This window comes from Micromonospora sp. RP3T (assembly GCF_003027925.1).
GTDB lineage: Bacteria > Actinomycetota > Actinomycetes > Mycobacteriales > Micromonosporaceae > Micromonospora.
Window position 1 is genome coordinate 95,173 of record NZ_PYPS01000012.1, and the last position, 13,545, is coordinate 108,717.

A 13,545-nucleotide genomic window follows, 5' to 3' on the forward strand; every position below is an offset into this window, starting at 1 on the left:
ACAACAATGGCTGACATCGTGCTGGACAAGGTGAGCAAGCGGTTCCCGGACGGGACCACCGCGGTGCGGGACGTCGACCTGGAGATCGCCGACGGCGAGTTCGTCATCCTGGTCGGCCCCTCCGGCTGCGGGAAGTCCACCACCCTGAACATGATCGCCGGGCTGGAGGACATCAGCGACGGTGAGCTGCGCATCGCCGGGGAGCGGGTCAACGACAAGGCCCCCCGGGACCGGGACATCGCCATGGTCTTCCAGTCGTACGCGCTCTACCCGAACATGACGGTCCGGGAGAACATGGCCTTCCCGTTGCGCCTGGCGAAGATGGACAAGGAGACCATCAACCAGAAGGTCGACGAGGCCGCCAAGGTGCTGGAGCTGACCGCGCTGCTGGACCGCAAGCCGGCCAACCTCTCCGGCGGCCAGCGGCAGCGGGTGGCGATGGGCCGGGCGATCGTGCGCCAGCCCAAGGCGTTCCTGATGGACGAGCCGTTGTCCAACCTGGACGCCAAACTCCGGGTGCAGATGCGCACCGTGGTGTCCCGGTTGCAGAAGCAGCTCGGCACCACCACCGTCTACGTGACCCACGACCAGACCGAGGCGATGACGCTCGGCGACCGGGTGGTCATCATGCGGGGCGGCGCGGTGCAGCAGGTCGGCCCGCCGCAGGAGCTGTACGACCACCCGCGCAACCTCTTCGTCGCCGGGTTCATCGGCTCGCCGTCGATGAACTTCGTGCACGCCGCGGTGGAGGACGGGAAGCTGCGGACCGCGCTGGGCGACGTGCCGATCGGCGAGCGGGTCCGCCGTGAGCTGGAGGCCGGAGACGCGCCCCGCGAGCTGATCCTCGGCATCCGACCGGAGCACTTCGAGGACGCCGCGTTGATCGACGACGAGACCCGCCGCCGGGGCCTGGAGTTCGAGGCGCCTGTCGACATCGTCGAGTCGATGGGCTCGGACAAGTACGTCTACTTCACCGTGGAGGGGGAGCGGGCCACCGCCGCCGAGTTGGAGGAACTGGCCGCCGACGCCGGCGCCGCCGACTTCGCCGGCGCGGGTTCCAACCTGGTCACCCGGTTGTCGGCGGAGTCGCCGGCGCGGGAGGGCGAGTCCCGCCGGGTGTGGTTCAACCTGGAGAAGATCCACCTGTTCGACCCGGGCAGCGGGCGCAACCTGACGCTGCACGAGGGGCGGGCGGCCGGCGCGCTCGCCGACTGAGCGCTCCGCGTGGCGGGGCCGGCGGCGGTTGCCGTCGGCCCTTCTCGCGTCACCAGGAGTGACGCAGCGCCAGCCCGAGGAAGCGGGCGTAGCGGGCCAGGGCCGTGTCCACCCGGGCGCGCAGCTCGGCGTCGAACGGGACGAGCTGCCGCACCGTCACGGTCACCGTGGTCGCCGCCAGCGTCCGCCGCCAGGTGCCGACCACCCGGCCGCCGCGTACCACTGTGGACTGGAACATGCCGTTGTTGCCGGGCACCACGGCGGCGGCGTGTGCCGGGTCGAGCATCAGCGAACGGTCCCGGTAGCCCAGCAGGTACTCGTCGAAGCCGGGCAGCGTGTGCAGGTCGTCGACCGGCTCGCGGGGGGCGTCGAGCAGCGCGGCGTCGACCACGGCGGGTTCACCGTCGACCTCGACCGGGGCGAGGACGTCGCCGGCCAGCGCCACGGCCCGGGTCGCGTCGGTGACGGTCAGGCCGCTCCACCGGGCCAGCTCCTGCCGGGTCACCGGGCCGTGGCCGCGCACGTAACGGTGGGCCAGCAACGCCAGCGCCTCGTCCCGCTCCGGGCGGTGCGGGTCGGGCACCCACTCGTCGAGCAGCGCGAACGTCTGCTCGGTGCCGACGTGCGGGGCGATGCAGGTGATGCCGCGCTGGCTCGCGTACCAGAGCAGGTGGTAGCCGCGCTGACCGGTGGTGTCCAGCCCGGCGGCGCGCAACGCGGCCAGGCACTCGCTGCGGGTGAGCCGGCCGCCCCCGCCCAGCGCCGCGCCGAGCACGTCGCCGGCGTGGTCTCCGTCGGCGAGCGTGAGCCCGAGCTGCCGCCACCGGGCCGCCGATCCGGCCAGGGCGCGGACCCCGGTCACCGCCAGCATCCAGTGCGCGTCCCGCGCCGGCACCAGGTGCACCGTGCCGCGCATCGGCCAGGTGCGCAACGCCTCGCGCCGCTCCAGCGCCGCGTGGACGTCGTCGCGGGTTCGGCCGGGCAGGCGTACGCCGAGCGACCACAGCCCGCTGGCCGCGTCCTGGGCCTGCATGGCGCCGAACCACTCGACCACGTCGGCCACCCGCTCCGGCCGGGCGACCGGGTGCGGGCGCAGCAGCAGGCCGGTCATCCGCAGCGCGAGCGCCTCGGCGCGGGTGAGGCGTACGGTCACGGCGGGCCTCCCGTCGACAGGTGGACGGTCAGCTTAGGACGCCGGACCCCCGCCGGAGGTGCCCCCACACATCGATCGGCCTGTGGAATGATGGCACCGCCGCCGGCGGCGCCAGGTGTGCTGCCGGTGACATTCGGTGATGCGTCGACCCTGTCGTCGCCTCGCCGCTATTTGTTTCCACTTGATACGGGGGTAACGCGAGTGTCGTCTCGCACGTTCAAGGCGGGTGCCGTCGCGGCAACGCTCTCACTCGGTCTGGCCGTCGTGGCCCTGCAGCAGTCCTCGTCGGCCGCGGTCGACACCCAGCCCTCCCTGGAGGAGGACTTCAACTACCCGGGCGCCGCGCAGGTGCTCACCCAGCGGGGCATCAAGCTGCTGAAGGGCGACGGGCACATCGTGCTGGCCGACTGCGGCGCGACTCCCAACAACCCGCCGGCCGACCTGATCCTGGTGCAGAGCAACGATTTCAGCCTGCCCGCCGGCAAGAACTTCTGCTTCAAGGCGAAGGGCACCAGCGGTTACCTCACCATGGAGATCCCCATGGTCTACTTCGTCCGGGGCGACTCGACCAACACCGTCGACGCGAAGGTCGAAGTCAAGGACGATCCGACCGTGGTCGAGACCGAGCAGGTCGACCCGGGCGAGTGGCAGCCCGTCGGCGAGGGACAGGCCCGGGGCACGGCGACGCTGCTCGAGCTTCGCTTCCCCACCGCCAACTGACGCGCCACCGGAAGCCGACCTCGCACGCCGAGGTCGGCTTCCTCCTTTTCGCCATCCGCAGCGACGTGTGCTCGCTGCTCTGACGCGTCAGTTCCAGGGGAGGGACCGTGTCGGCAAGACCCAGTGGTATCCGGCGGACGAGTGCGGTGCGAAGGCGGGCGGGGCTGGCGTTCAGCCTCGTCCTGACACTGCTCGCCGCGTTTCTCGTCGTGCCCGGCCCGTCGTACGCGGCGGACGAGACGGAGCCGGGTGAACTCCGGCTCCGGGCGCTCCTCCTGCTGAAGTCGGGCGGCGCGAGCGTGGAGCGGGCGGCGGCGGAGGCGCTCGTCGGGGACGACGACGCCGTCGCCGACTTCCTCGACGAGGGCTACTTCACGGCTCGCCAGCAGGACGACCTGGTCCGGGTCGAGGAGTACGCGGGCCTGGGCGGCCCGACGATGAAACAGGCGGCGGTGGCCGCGCTGAACGGTTCCGTCGAGGACCGCCGCGCGTTCCTCAACGGCGGATGGGAGGCCGCGTTCGCCGTCGACGAGCGCATCCGCCTCGGGCAGGTGATCAACGCCGGTGGGAACGAGGTGAAGCGCGCCGGCCAGGCGGCGCTGAACAGCACCGACGACGCGATCACCGAGTTCCTCCGCACCGGCCAGTACGAGGCCCGGGAGATCGACGACCGGATCCGGACCGGGCAGATCCTCACCGGCGGTGGTCCCTACGTCAAGGCCGGCGCACAGGCCGCGCTGAACGGCACGGCCGAGGACATCCGGGAGTTCCTGCTGTACGGGCAGCACGTGGCCCGCGCGCGCGACCAGGAGATGCTCACCGTCACCCAGCTCGCCGACCTGTCCCAGGAGGCCGGCCGGCTCGCCGCGCAGGAGACGCTCCAGGCCGAGCAGGCGGCCGACCGTGCGGTGGAGTCCGCCCGGCTGGCGAAGGAGGCCGCGCAGCGTGCCGCGGCCGAGACCGCGGCGGCGAAGGACTCCGCGGAGGACGCGGCGGCGGCGGCCTCGCGTGCCGCGTCCGCCGCCGGTCGTGCCGCGGCGGCGGCGCAACGCGCGATCGGCGCGGCGAACGCGGCGAGTTCCGCGGCGAAGGTCGCCTCGGCGTCCGCCGCGCGCGCCGCGCAGGCGGCGGCGCTCGCCGGGAACGCCGCCTCCCGCGCCAACACGGCGGCCTCGAAGGCGGCGGGGGACGCCACCAAGGCGCAACAGGCCCGCGACGCCGCCCGGATCGCCCGGGACGCGGCGAAGCAGGCGCGGAAGGCGGCGGACGCGTCCGAGGCGTCCCAGCGTGCCTCCGTCGCCGCCGGCAACGCCGGCACCGCGGCGGCGAGCGCGGCGGCCAACGCGAAGCTGGCGGCCGACGCCGCCGAACAGGCGGCCGGTCAGTCGAACGTGTCCGCCGCCGAGGCGGCGCGGGCGCGGGAGGCGGCTGCCCGGGCCCGCGCCAAGGCGGAGGAGTCCCAGCGGGCGGCGAACGCGGCAAGCGCCGAGGCTCGGCGCGCGGCGACCGCGGCCGGCCAGGCGACGACCGCCGCACGAGCGGCGGCCACCCATGCGGACAACGCCGCCGCGGCGGCCGAGGACGCCGCCGCGCACGCCGGGGAGGCGGCCTACGCGGCGAAGATGGCCACGCAGCACGCGGTCAACGCGATGAAGGCCGCGGAGGACGCGGAGAAGTACGCCAACCAGGCACGGGACGTCGAGGCGGCGGCCCGTCAGGCGGACGTCGAGCGGCTGGCGGCCATGACGGCCGAGGGGGTGATGGCCGCCGAGGTCGAACGCAAGGAGGAGGAGACCCGCCTGGCGCAGGCGGCCTGGGACGAGGCGCAGGAGACCCAGCGGGACGCGGAGACCCGCCGCTGGCTGGCCGAGGCCACCGCGCCGAACGCGCCGGCCGACGTGGTGCTGACCAACGGCCGCCGGGTCGCCGTCCGGCTGCTGGCCACCGGGGGGACCTGGACCCGGGCGGCCGCCGAGCGCGCGCTCACCGGTTCGGAGCTGGACGTCCGGGCGTTCCTGACGACCGAGCTGCCGCTGGCCGCCGGCCAGGACGACCGGGCGGTGGTCGGCCACCTCGCGGACACCGCGACGAAGCCGGCGGCGAAGACCGCCGCGGTGGCCGCCCTGGCCGGTGACGACGCGCAGGTGCGCGAGTTCCTCCGCACCCGGGCGTACCCGGGCAAGGCCGACGACGACCGGATCCTCATCGGTCAGTTGATCACCACCGGTGGGTCCACCATGAAGACGGCCGCCGAGGCCGCGCTGAACGGGACCGACCAGGACCGGCACGAGTTCCTCCGGTCCGGCCGCTACGACGCGGCGGAGCAGGACGACCGGATCCGGGTCGGTCAGATCATGACCGCGGGTGGTCCGGAGGTGAAGGCCGCGGCGACCATCGCGCTCTCCGGCCCCCGGGCGGCGCTCCGGCACTTCATCGACGCCGGCCAGTACAAGGCGCGTCTCCGGGACGAGGAGACGACGGCGCACGTGGCCAAGGTCCGGGCGCTCGTCGCCGACGCGGCGCGCAACGCTGCCACGGCGCGGGTGGACGCGGCCCGGGCGGCCGAGGCCGCGGCCCGGGCCCGGTCGGCGGCGGCCGAGGCGGCGGAGTACGCCCGGCAGGCGGAGCTGTCCGCCGCGGCGGCGCAGGGCTACGCCGACCAGGCGCAGCAGTCCGCGCTGGCGGCCCAGCAGTCCGCCGCCGCGGCCGCGCAGTCGGCGGCGACCGCCCAGGCCGCGGCGGCCCGGGCCCGCAGCGACGCGCAGGCCGCGCAGCAGTCCGCGGCGGCGGCCACCGTGTCGGAGCGGCGCGCGGCCAACTACGCCGCGGCGGCGCAGCAGTCCGCGGCGCGGGCCAAGGCATCGGCCGAGGAGGCCGGCCGGAGCGCGGCCGAGGCGCGGCAGGCGGCGACCGAGGCGTTCCAGGCCGTGGTGGCCCTGCAACGTCAGGAGGCCGAGGCCCGGCGTGCGGCCGGTCAGACGGACCCGGGCAGCGTCGAGTGCAACCTCTACATGCACCTGAACCGGATGTGCCACAACCCGTTGCTCGGCGCGCTCGAACGCGGGGACAACTGGTGCACGATCCGGTGGGGCCAGGGCCCGCTCTGCGAGGGCGTGGTCAAGTACTTCGACCAGAAGGACGCCGAGGAGGGCAAGCTCGTCGGGCAGCTCGTGCTGACGATCTGTGGGTTCATCCCCGTGGTGGGGGAGCCGTGCGACGCGGTGGACGCGCTCATCGCCTATCTCGAAGGCGACACGGAGGGCGCGCTGCTGTCGCTCGCCGGGATGATTCCGGTGGTCGGCTGGGTCGGCGGCGGCAAACGCGGCGTGGACCTGCTGCGCGAGCTGTACCAGTTCGGCAGCAAGGCGTGCAAGAAGGCGAGCAGCTTCCTGCCCGGCACGCCGGTGCTGCTGGCCGACGGCAGCCGGAAGCCGATCGAGAGGCTGCGGATCGGTGACCGGGTGCTGGCCACCGACCCGGTCGGGCGGGTGACCGGGGCCCGGGAGATCACCCGGACCATCCAGAGCGAGGGGGAGAAGAACCTCGTCCGGGTCCGGTTGGACGTCGACGGGGCCGCCGGTCGGGCGACCGCGACGGTCACCGCGACCGAGAACCACCCCTTCTGGGTGCCCGCGCGCAACGCCTGGGTGTCCGCCGGTGAGCTGCACCGGGGCCAGTGGCTGCGTACGGCGGCGGGCACGTCGGTGCAGGTCGAGCAGGTCAGCCGCCGTACGGTGACGACGCGGGTGCACAACCTGACGGTCGCCGACCTGCACACCTACTACGTCGGGGTCGGCCGGACGTCGGCGCTGGTGCACAACACCAGCGCCTGCAAGGTCACCAACACCGGCAAGATGAACGACGTGGAGATCGCCCAGGCGCACGAGCTGGGCAACCACGTCGGCGGCAAGGAGTTCGTGGGGCAGCCGGTGCGGGACACTCCCGGCATCGACGGCTGGCTGGACGGCGTACCGACCAGCCTGAAGGCCACCGACAGCGTCAGCCCGAGCGCGGTGCTCAAGCACCTGTCGAAGGCCGAGTCCCAGCTGCGCAACGCGAACTACCGCGACGCGATCGTCTACGTCCGGGCGGACAAGCTCGACCATGCCCGGTTGCAGAGCTTCATCGAAGGTGGGCCGGCGATCAGGGACATCACCCGGCAGGGCATCGTGAAGGAGGTCTACATCAAGACCGCCACCGGCTGGATCCACTGCCTCGCCGGGTCCTGTAGCTAGGGTTTGCGACATGGCGATCGAATGGCACCTGCGGGTGAACCGTCGGTTCACCCTCCACGACGCCGTCGATCTCACCCGCGTCCGGCTGGCCGACCTGCTCGGCCAGCCGGACGCCCCGCCGCCCGTCCGCGTCGTCGAGGCGTCCGCGGAGCGCCGCCGCGGCGGGCCCGGGGCGCCGCTGCCGGCGGACGCCCTGGACCGCGTCGCCGAACCCGCCGGCCTCGGCGCCGACATCGACTTCTTCCTCGAGATTCCCGAGTGGCGCGCCGGCGCCCTGCTGAGCCTCAGTGAGTTCCTGCCGGGCGTCGACGACCCGGAGGCCGGGGTGTTCGTCTGGGTGACGTCGCAGCACGATCCCGCCTCCCACGTGCTGAGCATCGCCGCCTGCGTCGCGTTCGCCGAGTGCGCCGACAGCGAGGTGGTGGACGAGTACGGCTATCTCGCGAAGACCCGGACGAACTCGCCGGAGGCGCTGCTGTACCAGCTCCGGGTGACGGCACCCGTCGAATCGTTCACCGCCGCGGCGGACCTGGTCCTCAGCCGCACCCGGCTGCGCCGGCGCTGACCACGGCACCCCTGATCGCGCTACGCCGGCGTCGTTGCCGACGGAGCGCGATCCCCCGTTCAGGCTCCCGGCGCGGGGCGGCGGTCGGCCGGCGCCGGTCTGACCAGGATCCCCGGCGCGACCGGCCGGGAGAGCGGTTGCCCGCCGAACTTGCGCAAATCTTGAGCCGTGGTCAGTCCAGCCGGCGGTGCATCACCAGCAAGTCGACGTACCCCTCGGTCGGGTGCCGGAACCCCTCCGGCACCCGACCGACCACGTCGAAGCCCAGCGACCGCCACAGCCGTAGCGCGCGGGTGTTGCTGGCCACCACGGCGTTGAACTGCATGGCCCGGTAGCCGTCCGCGCGGGCCGCGTCCAGCACGTGTTCGGCGAGCGCCCGGCCGACGCCGCGGCCCCCGGCGACCGGGGCGACCATGAAGCCGGCGTTGGCCACGTGGTCGCCCGGGCCGGCCTGGTTCGGCGCCAGCCGGGCGGTGCCGAGCACCGTGCCGTCCGGGTCGACGGCGACCAGGGTCCGCCCGGGCGGCGCCGCCATCCACTGCCGGCGTGCCTGCTCCTCGGTGACGTCACGCGGCCAGGTGTACGTCTCCCCGGCGGCCACGATGTCGTGCAGGAACGGCCAGATCAGCGGCCAGTCGGCTGCCGTCGCGGTACGGATCTCCACCGGTCGAGCATGGCACGGCCGACGTTTGACGTGGCAAACAACGGGTAGTCGCCGAAGCTCACCGGCGAAATCGCGAAGGAGAAGCTCTGATGGATGGCCAGGTCAAGGTCGCGGTGATCTACTACAGCGCGACCGGCATCACCTACCAGATGGCCCGGGCGGCGGTCGAGGCGGCCGAGTCGGCCGGTGCCGAGGTGCGCCTGCGCAAGGTGCGTGAGCTGGCGCCGGACGAGGCGATCCGGTCGAACTCGGGTTGGCAGGCGCACCGGCTGGAGACCCAGGACGTGATGGAGGCCGAGCCGGACGACCTGTCCTGGGCCGACGTCGTGATCATGGGCTCGCCCACCCGGTACGGCATGATCGCCGCTCAGCTCAAGCAGTTCATCGACACCACCGGACCGCTGTGGGCCAACGGCGCGCTGGCCGACAAGGTCTACACCGGCTTCACCTCGACCGCGACCTCGCACGGCGGTCAGGAGGCGACGCTGCTGTCGCTCTACACCGTCTTCTACCACTGGGGCGGCATCGTGGTGACGCCCGGCTACACCGACCAGAGCCAGTTCGTCGCCGGCAACCCGTACGGCGCGTCGCACACCAGCAACAACGGTGAGGTCGCCCCGGACCACGTCGCGTTGGCCGCCACCGCGCTCACCGCCAAGCGGGCCGTGCTGATGGGGGCCGCGCTGAAGCGGGGCATGGCGGGCTGACCGGCCCGGCACGCGGGTGACCGGTGGCCGGACGAGGGCTCTCGAACCCGTCCGGACCACCGGTCGTCCTTCGGCCTACCCGCGATCGGCCCCGCCATGCGCGCTCCGGGCGGGGGAACCCGATCGGAGTCGTCGGCGGCGCCGGGTAGGTTGACCGGCGATGGACATTCTCGCTCTGGACCTGGGCACCTCGTCGGTACGCGGGCTGGTGCTGGACGCGGACGCGGTACCGCGCCCGGACGCGCTGGCCCGTCGCAAGGTGCGCCTGGCCACCGGCGACGACGGCGCCGGGACGCTGGACGGCGCCGGCTACCTGGCCTGCCTGGTGGAGTGCCTCGACGAGTTGGCCGCCGGCGGGCACCTGCGGGAGGTCGGGCTGGTGGCGACGTCCGCGCAGTGGCACTCGGTGCTGCCGCTGGCCGCCGACGGCACCCCGTCGGGTCCGGTGCTGACCTGGCTGGACACCCGGCCGACGCCGCCCGTCGGGGTCGCCGGCCCGGCCGACCCGGACGACTACCATCGCCGCACCGGCACCTGGTGGCACCGCTGCTACTGGTCGGTGCGACTGCCGTGGCTGCGGGAACGCGGGGGCGACGTGTCTCCGCGCTTCGTCGGCCTGGCCGAGTACGTCCTCGGCGCGCTGCTCGACGACGCGCCCATGTCGATGTCGCTGGCCTCCGGCACCGGCCTGCTCGACCTGCGCCGCCTGGACTGGGACGCGGAGGCGTGCGCGCTGGCCGGCGTACGCCCGCAACGGCTGCCGCCGCTGGCCCCGGCGGGCTGGCACGGCCGGTTGAACCCGGAGCACGCGCGGCGCTGGCCGCAACTGGCCGAGGCGCGGTGGGCGGCGCCGGTGGGCGACGGCGCGGCGTCCAACGTGGGCTCCGGCTGTGTCGACGAGTCCCGCGCCGCGGTCACCGTCGGCACGTCCGCCGCGGTCCGGATGATCCAGGCCGTGCCGGCCGGCGCGGAGCTGCCGCCGCTGCCGGACCAGCTCTGGCGGTACCGGGTCGACCACGACCACGTGGTGACCGGGGCGGCGTACTCCAGTGGCGGGAACCTGTTCGCCTGGGCGAGCCGCGAGTTGCGCCTGCCGCAGGGCGACGAGTTGGACGCCGCCCTGCGCCGTGCCGGCGACGCCCGGACGCTGCGGGTCAATCCCCGCTTCGGCGGCGACCGGCCGCCGGGCACGGCGCCGGCCGGGTCGGGCGAGTTGGGCGGGTTGAGCTTCGGCACCACCGCTGTCGAACTCCTCGCCGGCCTGATGGGTGGGCTGTGCCGGCTCGTCGCCGACGACCTCGCGCTGTTGGAGGCCGGGGTCGCCGACCCGATGGAGGTGGTGCTCGGCGGTGGGGCGCTGACCGCCTCGCCGTGGTGGCGGGCGGCCTTCGCCGAGGCGCTCGTCCCGCGTACGGTGCGGTGGCAGCGCAACCCGGAGATCGGGGCGACCGGCGCCGCGTTGGTGGCCCTGGGGCGGGTCGCGGAGGCGGCCCGCATCGGCGGCGTCGGTGATGTCGGCCGGCCGGACGCCGACGACCCGGGCGCCGCCCCGACGCGCTGACCGTCCTGCTCATGCCGTCCGGGCGGGCGTTGACACGGCCCGTCGGCCTGGTTGGATGGATCCCGCTCCCCGGCGTGGTGGAGTCGGACGAGGAGGCAAGTGTGGGCGCAGGTCCCGACCCGGTTCGCGGCGCGGCCCCACCGCCGCACCGGCGGCGCTCCGGGTTCCGGCTGCGGGACTGGCGGCTGAGTACCAAGCTCGCCACGGTGCTGGTGATCCCCTCGGTGGCGTTCCTGGTGCTGGCCGGCGTGCAGACCCGGGGGTTGGTGGGGCAGACCACGACGTTGAGCGACTTCGCCGAGCAGGTCGGCATCGGCCGGCAGATCACCGCCGTGGTCGACCGGCTCCAGCAGGAGCGGGACCGCTCCGCCGGTGAGCTGGCCGCGTTGCGCCGCTCCGGCACCGGCGCCGACCGGGATGCCGCGGTCGCCGCGCTTCGGCCGTTGCAGGAGGCCACCGACCGGGCGGTGGACGAGCTGCGGACCGCGGCCGAGCCGCTGGCCGACGCGGACGCCGCCTGGCGGGTCTCCTACTCGGAGGCGCTGGAGGCGTACGACCAGGTGGTGAACATCCGGGCCGCGGTGCCGCCCGCGGTGCTCTCCGGCGACACCGTGCTCGGCAACTACCACCGGGCCGTCGCGGCCCTGCTCAACCTGCTGGCCGAACCGTCGCCGGGGGACGGGGAGCGGGCGCTGACCGAGGCGGTGCTGCGGTACGTGCAGCTGGCCCGGGTCAAGGAGCTGTCCTCGCGGATCCGCGCCGAGCTGTACGCTGCCGCCCGCGCCGGCCGGTACGAGCCGGACGCCCAGGTGACGCTCAGCGACCTGCGGGCCCAGCAGCTCACCGCGTTGGGCGCGTTCCGGGTGGCGGCGACCGCCGACCAGATCCGTCGCTACGACCGGACGTCGGTCGATCCGGCCTTCGTCACGGCCACCCGGTTGGAGGAGCTGACGCTGCCCACCGGCGAGGCGACGCCGGCGCTGCTGTCCGCGCCGCAGTGGTGGGCGGCCACCGAGCAGCGGCAGGAGCTGTTCCGCCAGTTGGAGAGCGAGATCGTCGACGACGCGGTGGGTCGGGCCGACGACGCGAGTGCCCGGCAGTTGCGGGAGACGCTGCTGGTGGCCGGCGGCATCGTCGCGGTGCTCCTGGTCGCCGTGCTCATCTCCCTGCTGGTGGGCCGGTCGGTGGCTCGGGCCATGCGCCAGTTGCGCGGCCAGGCGCTGCGCATCGCGCAGGTGGAGCTGCCGATGACGCTGGAGCGGCTGCGGGTGGTGGACCGTCCGGTGAACCGCATCGACGTGCCGCCGGCGGTGATCGACTCCCAGGACGAGCTGGGCGAGCTGGCGGAGGCGTTCGTGGCGGTGCACCGCAGCGCGGTGGACGTCGCGGTCGAGCAGGCGATGATGCGCCGCAACGTGAACGCCATGTTCGTCAACCTGGCCCGGCGCAGTCAGGTGCTCGTCGAGCGGCAGTTGGAGCTGCTGGACGACCTGGAGCGTGAGGAGAGCGACCCGGACCAGCTGGAGAACCTGTTCAAGCTGGACCACCTCGCCGCCCGCATGCGCCGCAACGACGAGAGCCTGCTGGTGCTCGCCGGCTCCGAGTCGACCCGGCGGTGGAACCGCCCGGTGGGGCTCGGCGCGGTGCTGCTGGCGGCGAGCGCCGAGATCGAGCAGTACCAGCGGGTGCGCCACGAGAATCGTGCCGCTTTGCACGTGGTCGGGCACGCCGTGGGTGACCTGGTGCACCTGTTCGCGGAGCTGCTGGAGAACGCCACCGCGTTCTCCCGGCCGGACACGGCGGTGCGGGTCGTGGTCGGGCCGGACGGACCGGGCGCGTTGGTGGAGATCGTGGACCAGGGGCTCGGCATGAGCCAGGCCGCGCTGGCCGAGGCGAACGCGGTGCTGGCCGCGCCGCCGGCGGCCGACGTGTCCGCCTCCGAGCGGATGGGTCTGTTCGTGGTGAGCCACCTGGGGGCCCGGCACGGAGTGCGGGTGCGGTTGCGCGCCGGCCGGGAGGGCCTGGTGACCCAGGTCCGGATCCCGGGCCACCTGCTGGCCGAGGCGCCCGCGCCGGGGCTGGACCCACCGGTGCCGGCGCGGATGCTGGCCGGCCAGGCCGCCGCGGCGTCCCGCGCGCTCGGCGCGGCGACCGCCGAGCTGCCGGTGGCCGGTCGGCACCCGGTGTCGCCGCTGCTCCGGCCGCAGCCGGGTTCGTCGCCGCACTCGGGCCAGTCGCCGCAGCCGGGCCAGTCGCCGCAGTCACCGCAGCCGGCGCTGCCGGTGTCGCCGTTGACCGGCCGGCCGCTCGGCGACGTGGCGGAGCCCGCACCCGCCGGCCCGCCCCGCGTGGCCCCGCGGCCCCGGCCGGTACCCGGTCGGGCCGAGGACGTGCTGGCCCCGGCCGTCGGGACGGTGGCCGGCGGCGGCTGGTTCACCCGCCAGGGACCGACGTCGTCGGTACTCGGTGTGACGCCGGCGCCGGCCCGGACGCCGGTCACCGGGGGGACCAACGAGCGCGGCCTGCCGGTACGCGTGCCGATGGCCCAGCTCGCCGCGGTCTCCTCGCCGGCCGGGCCGGACCGCGCGGCGGTACGGCACGAGCCGGACCCGGAGGCGGTCGGCGGTATGCTGTCCCGCTTCTACGGCGGGGTGCGCCGGGCCGAGGCCGAGGAGACGACCGAGATGTACCTGCCGCGTGACGAAGGGGGACGACGACAGTGACG

The 13,545-nt window shown here is 74.4% G+C and carries 9 protein-coding genes; 7 read left to right on the forward strand and 2 right to left on the reverse strand.

Going from position 1 to position 13,545, the window contains the following annotated elements:
- Positions 1-6: 6 nt before the first annotated feature.
- Positions 7-1,215 (forward strand): ABC transporter ATP-binding protein, encoded by a 1,209-nt coding sequence (locus C8054_RS12310; protein ID WP_107156914.1) that lies wholly within the window; start codon positions 7-9, stop codon positions 1,213-1,215.
- A 49-nt stretch (positions 1,216-1,264) separates the two neighbouring features.
- Here the strand turns inward: C8054_RS12310 and C8054_RS12315 are convergent, their stop codons facing one another.
- Positions 1,265-2,368 (reverse strand): winged helix DNA-binding domain-containing protein, encoded by a 1,104-nt coding sequence (locus tag C8054_RS12315; RefSeq protein WP_107156915.1) that lies wholly within the window; start codon positions 2,366-2,368, stop codon positions 1,265-1,267.
- A 201-nt stretch (positions 2,369-2,569) separates the two neighbouring features.
- Here C8054_RS12315 and C8054_RS32710 point away from each other — a divergent pair, with 201 nt between their 5' ends.
- The 3 genes from C8054_RS32710 (at position 2,570) to C8054_RS12330 (ending at position 7,888) form a co-directional block, all read left to right on the forward strand.
- Positions 2,570-3,088: a hypothetical protein gene (locus C8054_RS32710; RefSeq protein ID WP_233219606.1), complete on the forward strand. Its 519-nt coding sequence runs from the start codon at positions 2,570-2,572 to the stop codon at positions 3,086-3,088.
- A 146-nt stretch (positions 3,089-3,234) separates the two neighbouring features.
- On the forward strand, positions 3,235-7,323 hold the full coding sequence (locus C8054_RS12325) for a polymorphic toxin-type HINT domain-containing protein (RefSeq protein WP_233219607.1): 4,089 nt from the start codon (positions 3,235-3,237) through the stop codon (positions 7,321-7,323).
- Positions 7,324-7,333: 10 nt separating this feature from the next.
- Positions 7,334-7,888, forward strand: coding sequence for a hypothetical protein (locus tag C8054_RS12330; RefSeq protein ID WP_107156916.1), 555 nt, complete (start codon positions 7,334-7,336; stop codon positions 7,886-7,888).
- A gap of 172 nt (positions 7,889-8,060) precedes the next feature.
- Here C8054_RS12330 and C8054_RS12335 read toward each other — a convergent pair whose 3' ends face one another.
- Positions 8,061-8,552: a GNAT family N-acetyltransferase gene (locus C8054_RS12335; RefSeq protein ID WP_107156917.1), complete on the reverse strand. Its 492-nt coding sequence runs from the start codon at positions 8,550-8,552 to the stop codon at positions 8,061-8,063.
- 89 nt (positions 8,553-8,641) lie between these two features.
- Here C8054_RS12335 and wrbA point away from each other — a divergent pair, with 89 nt between their 5' ends.
- From wrbA to C8054_RS12350, 3 genes are all read left to right on the forward strand, one after another.
- A complete protein-coding gene (gene wrbA / locus C8054_RS12340; protein WP_107156918.1) occupies positions 8,642-9,259 on the forward strand; it encodes an NAD(P)H:quinone oxidoreductase in 618 nt (205 codons plus the stop codon).
- A 160-nt stretch (positions 9,260-9,419) separates the two neighbouring features.
- Positions 9,420-10,820: an FGGY family carbohydrate kinase gene (locus tag C8054_RS12345; RefSeq protein ID WP_107156919.1), complete on the forward strand. Its 1,401-nt coding sequence runs from the start codon at positions 9,420-9,422 to the stop codon at positions 10,818-10,820.
- Between the two features lie 101 nt (positions 10,821-10,921).
- Positions 10,922-13,543 carry a nitrate- and nitrite sensing domain-containing protein gene (locus C8054_RS12350; protein WP_233219608.1) on the forward strand — a complete coding sequence of 874 codons (2,622 nt, stop codon included), beginning with the start codon at positions 10,922-10,924 and terminating at the stop codon, positions 13,541-13,543.
- Positions 13,544-13,545: the final 2 nt, after the last annotated feature.

Coding starts and splice junctions, on each gene's coding strand:
- wrbA (WP_107156918.1), top strand. CDS start 8,642: ATGGATGGCCAGGTCAAGGTCGCGGTGATCTACTACAGCGCGACCGGC.
- C8054_RS12310 (WP_107156914.1), top strand. CDS start 7: ATGGCTGACATCGTGCTGGACAAGGTGAGCAAGCGGTTCCCGGACGGG.
- C8054_RS12330 (WP_107156916.1), top strand. CDS start 7,334: ATGGCGATCGAATGGCACCTGCGGGTGAACCGTCGGTTCACCCTCCAC.
- C8054_RS12345 (WP_107156919.1), top strand. CDS start 9,420: ATGGACATTCTCGCTCTGGACCTGGGCACCTCGTCGGTACGCGGGCTG.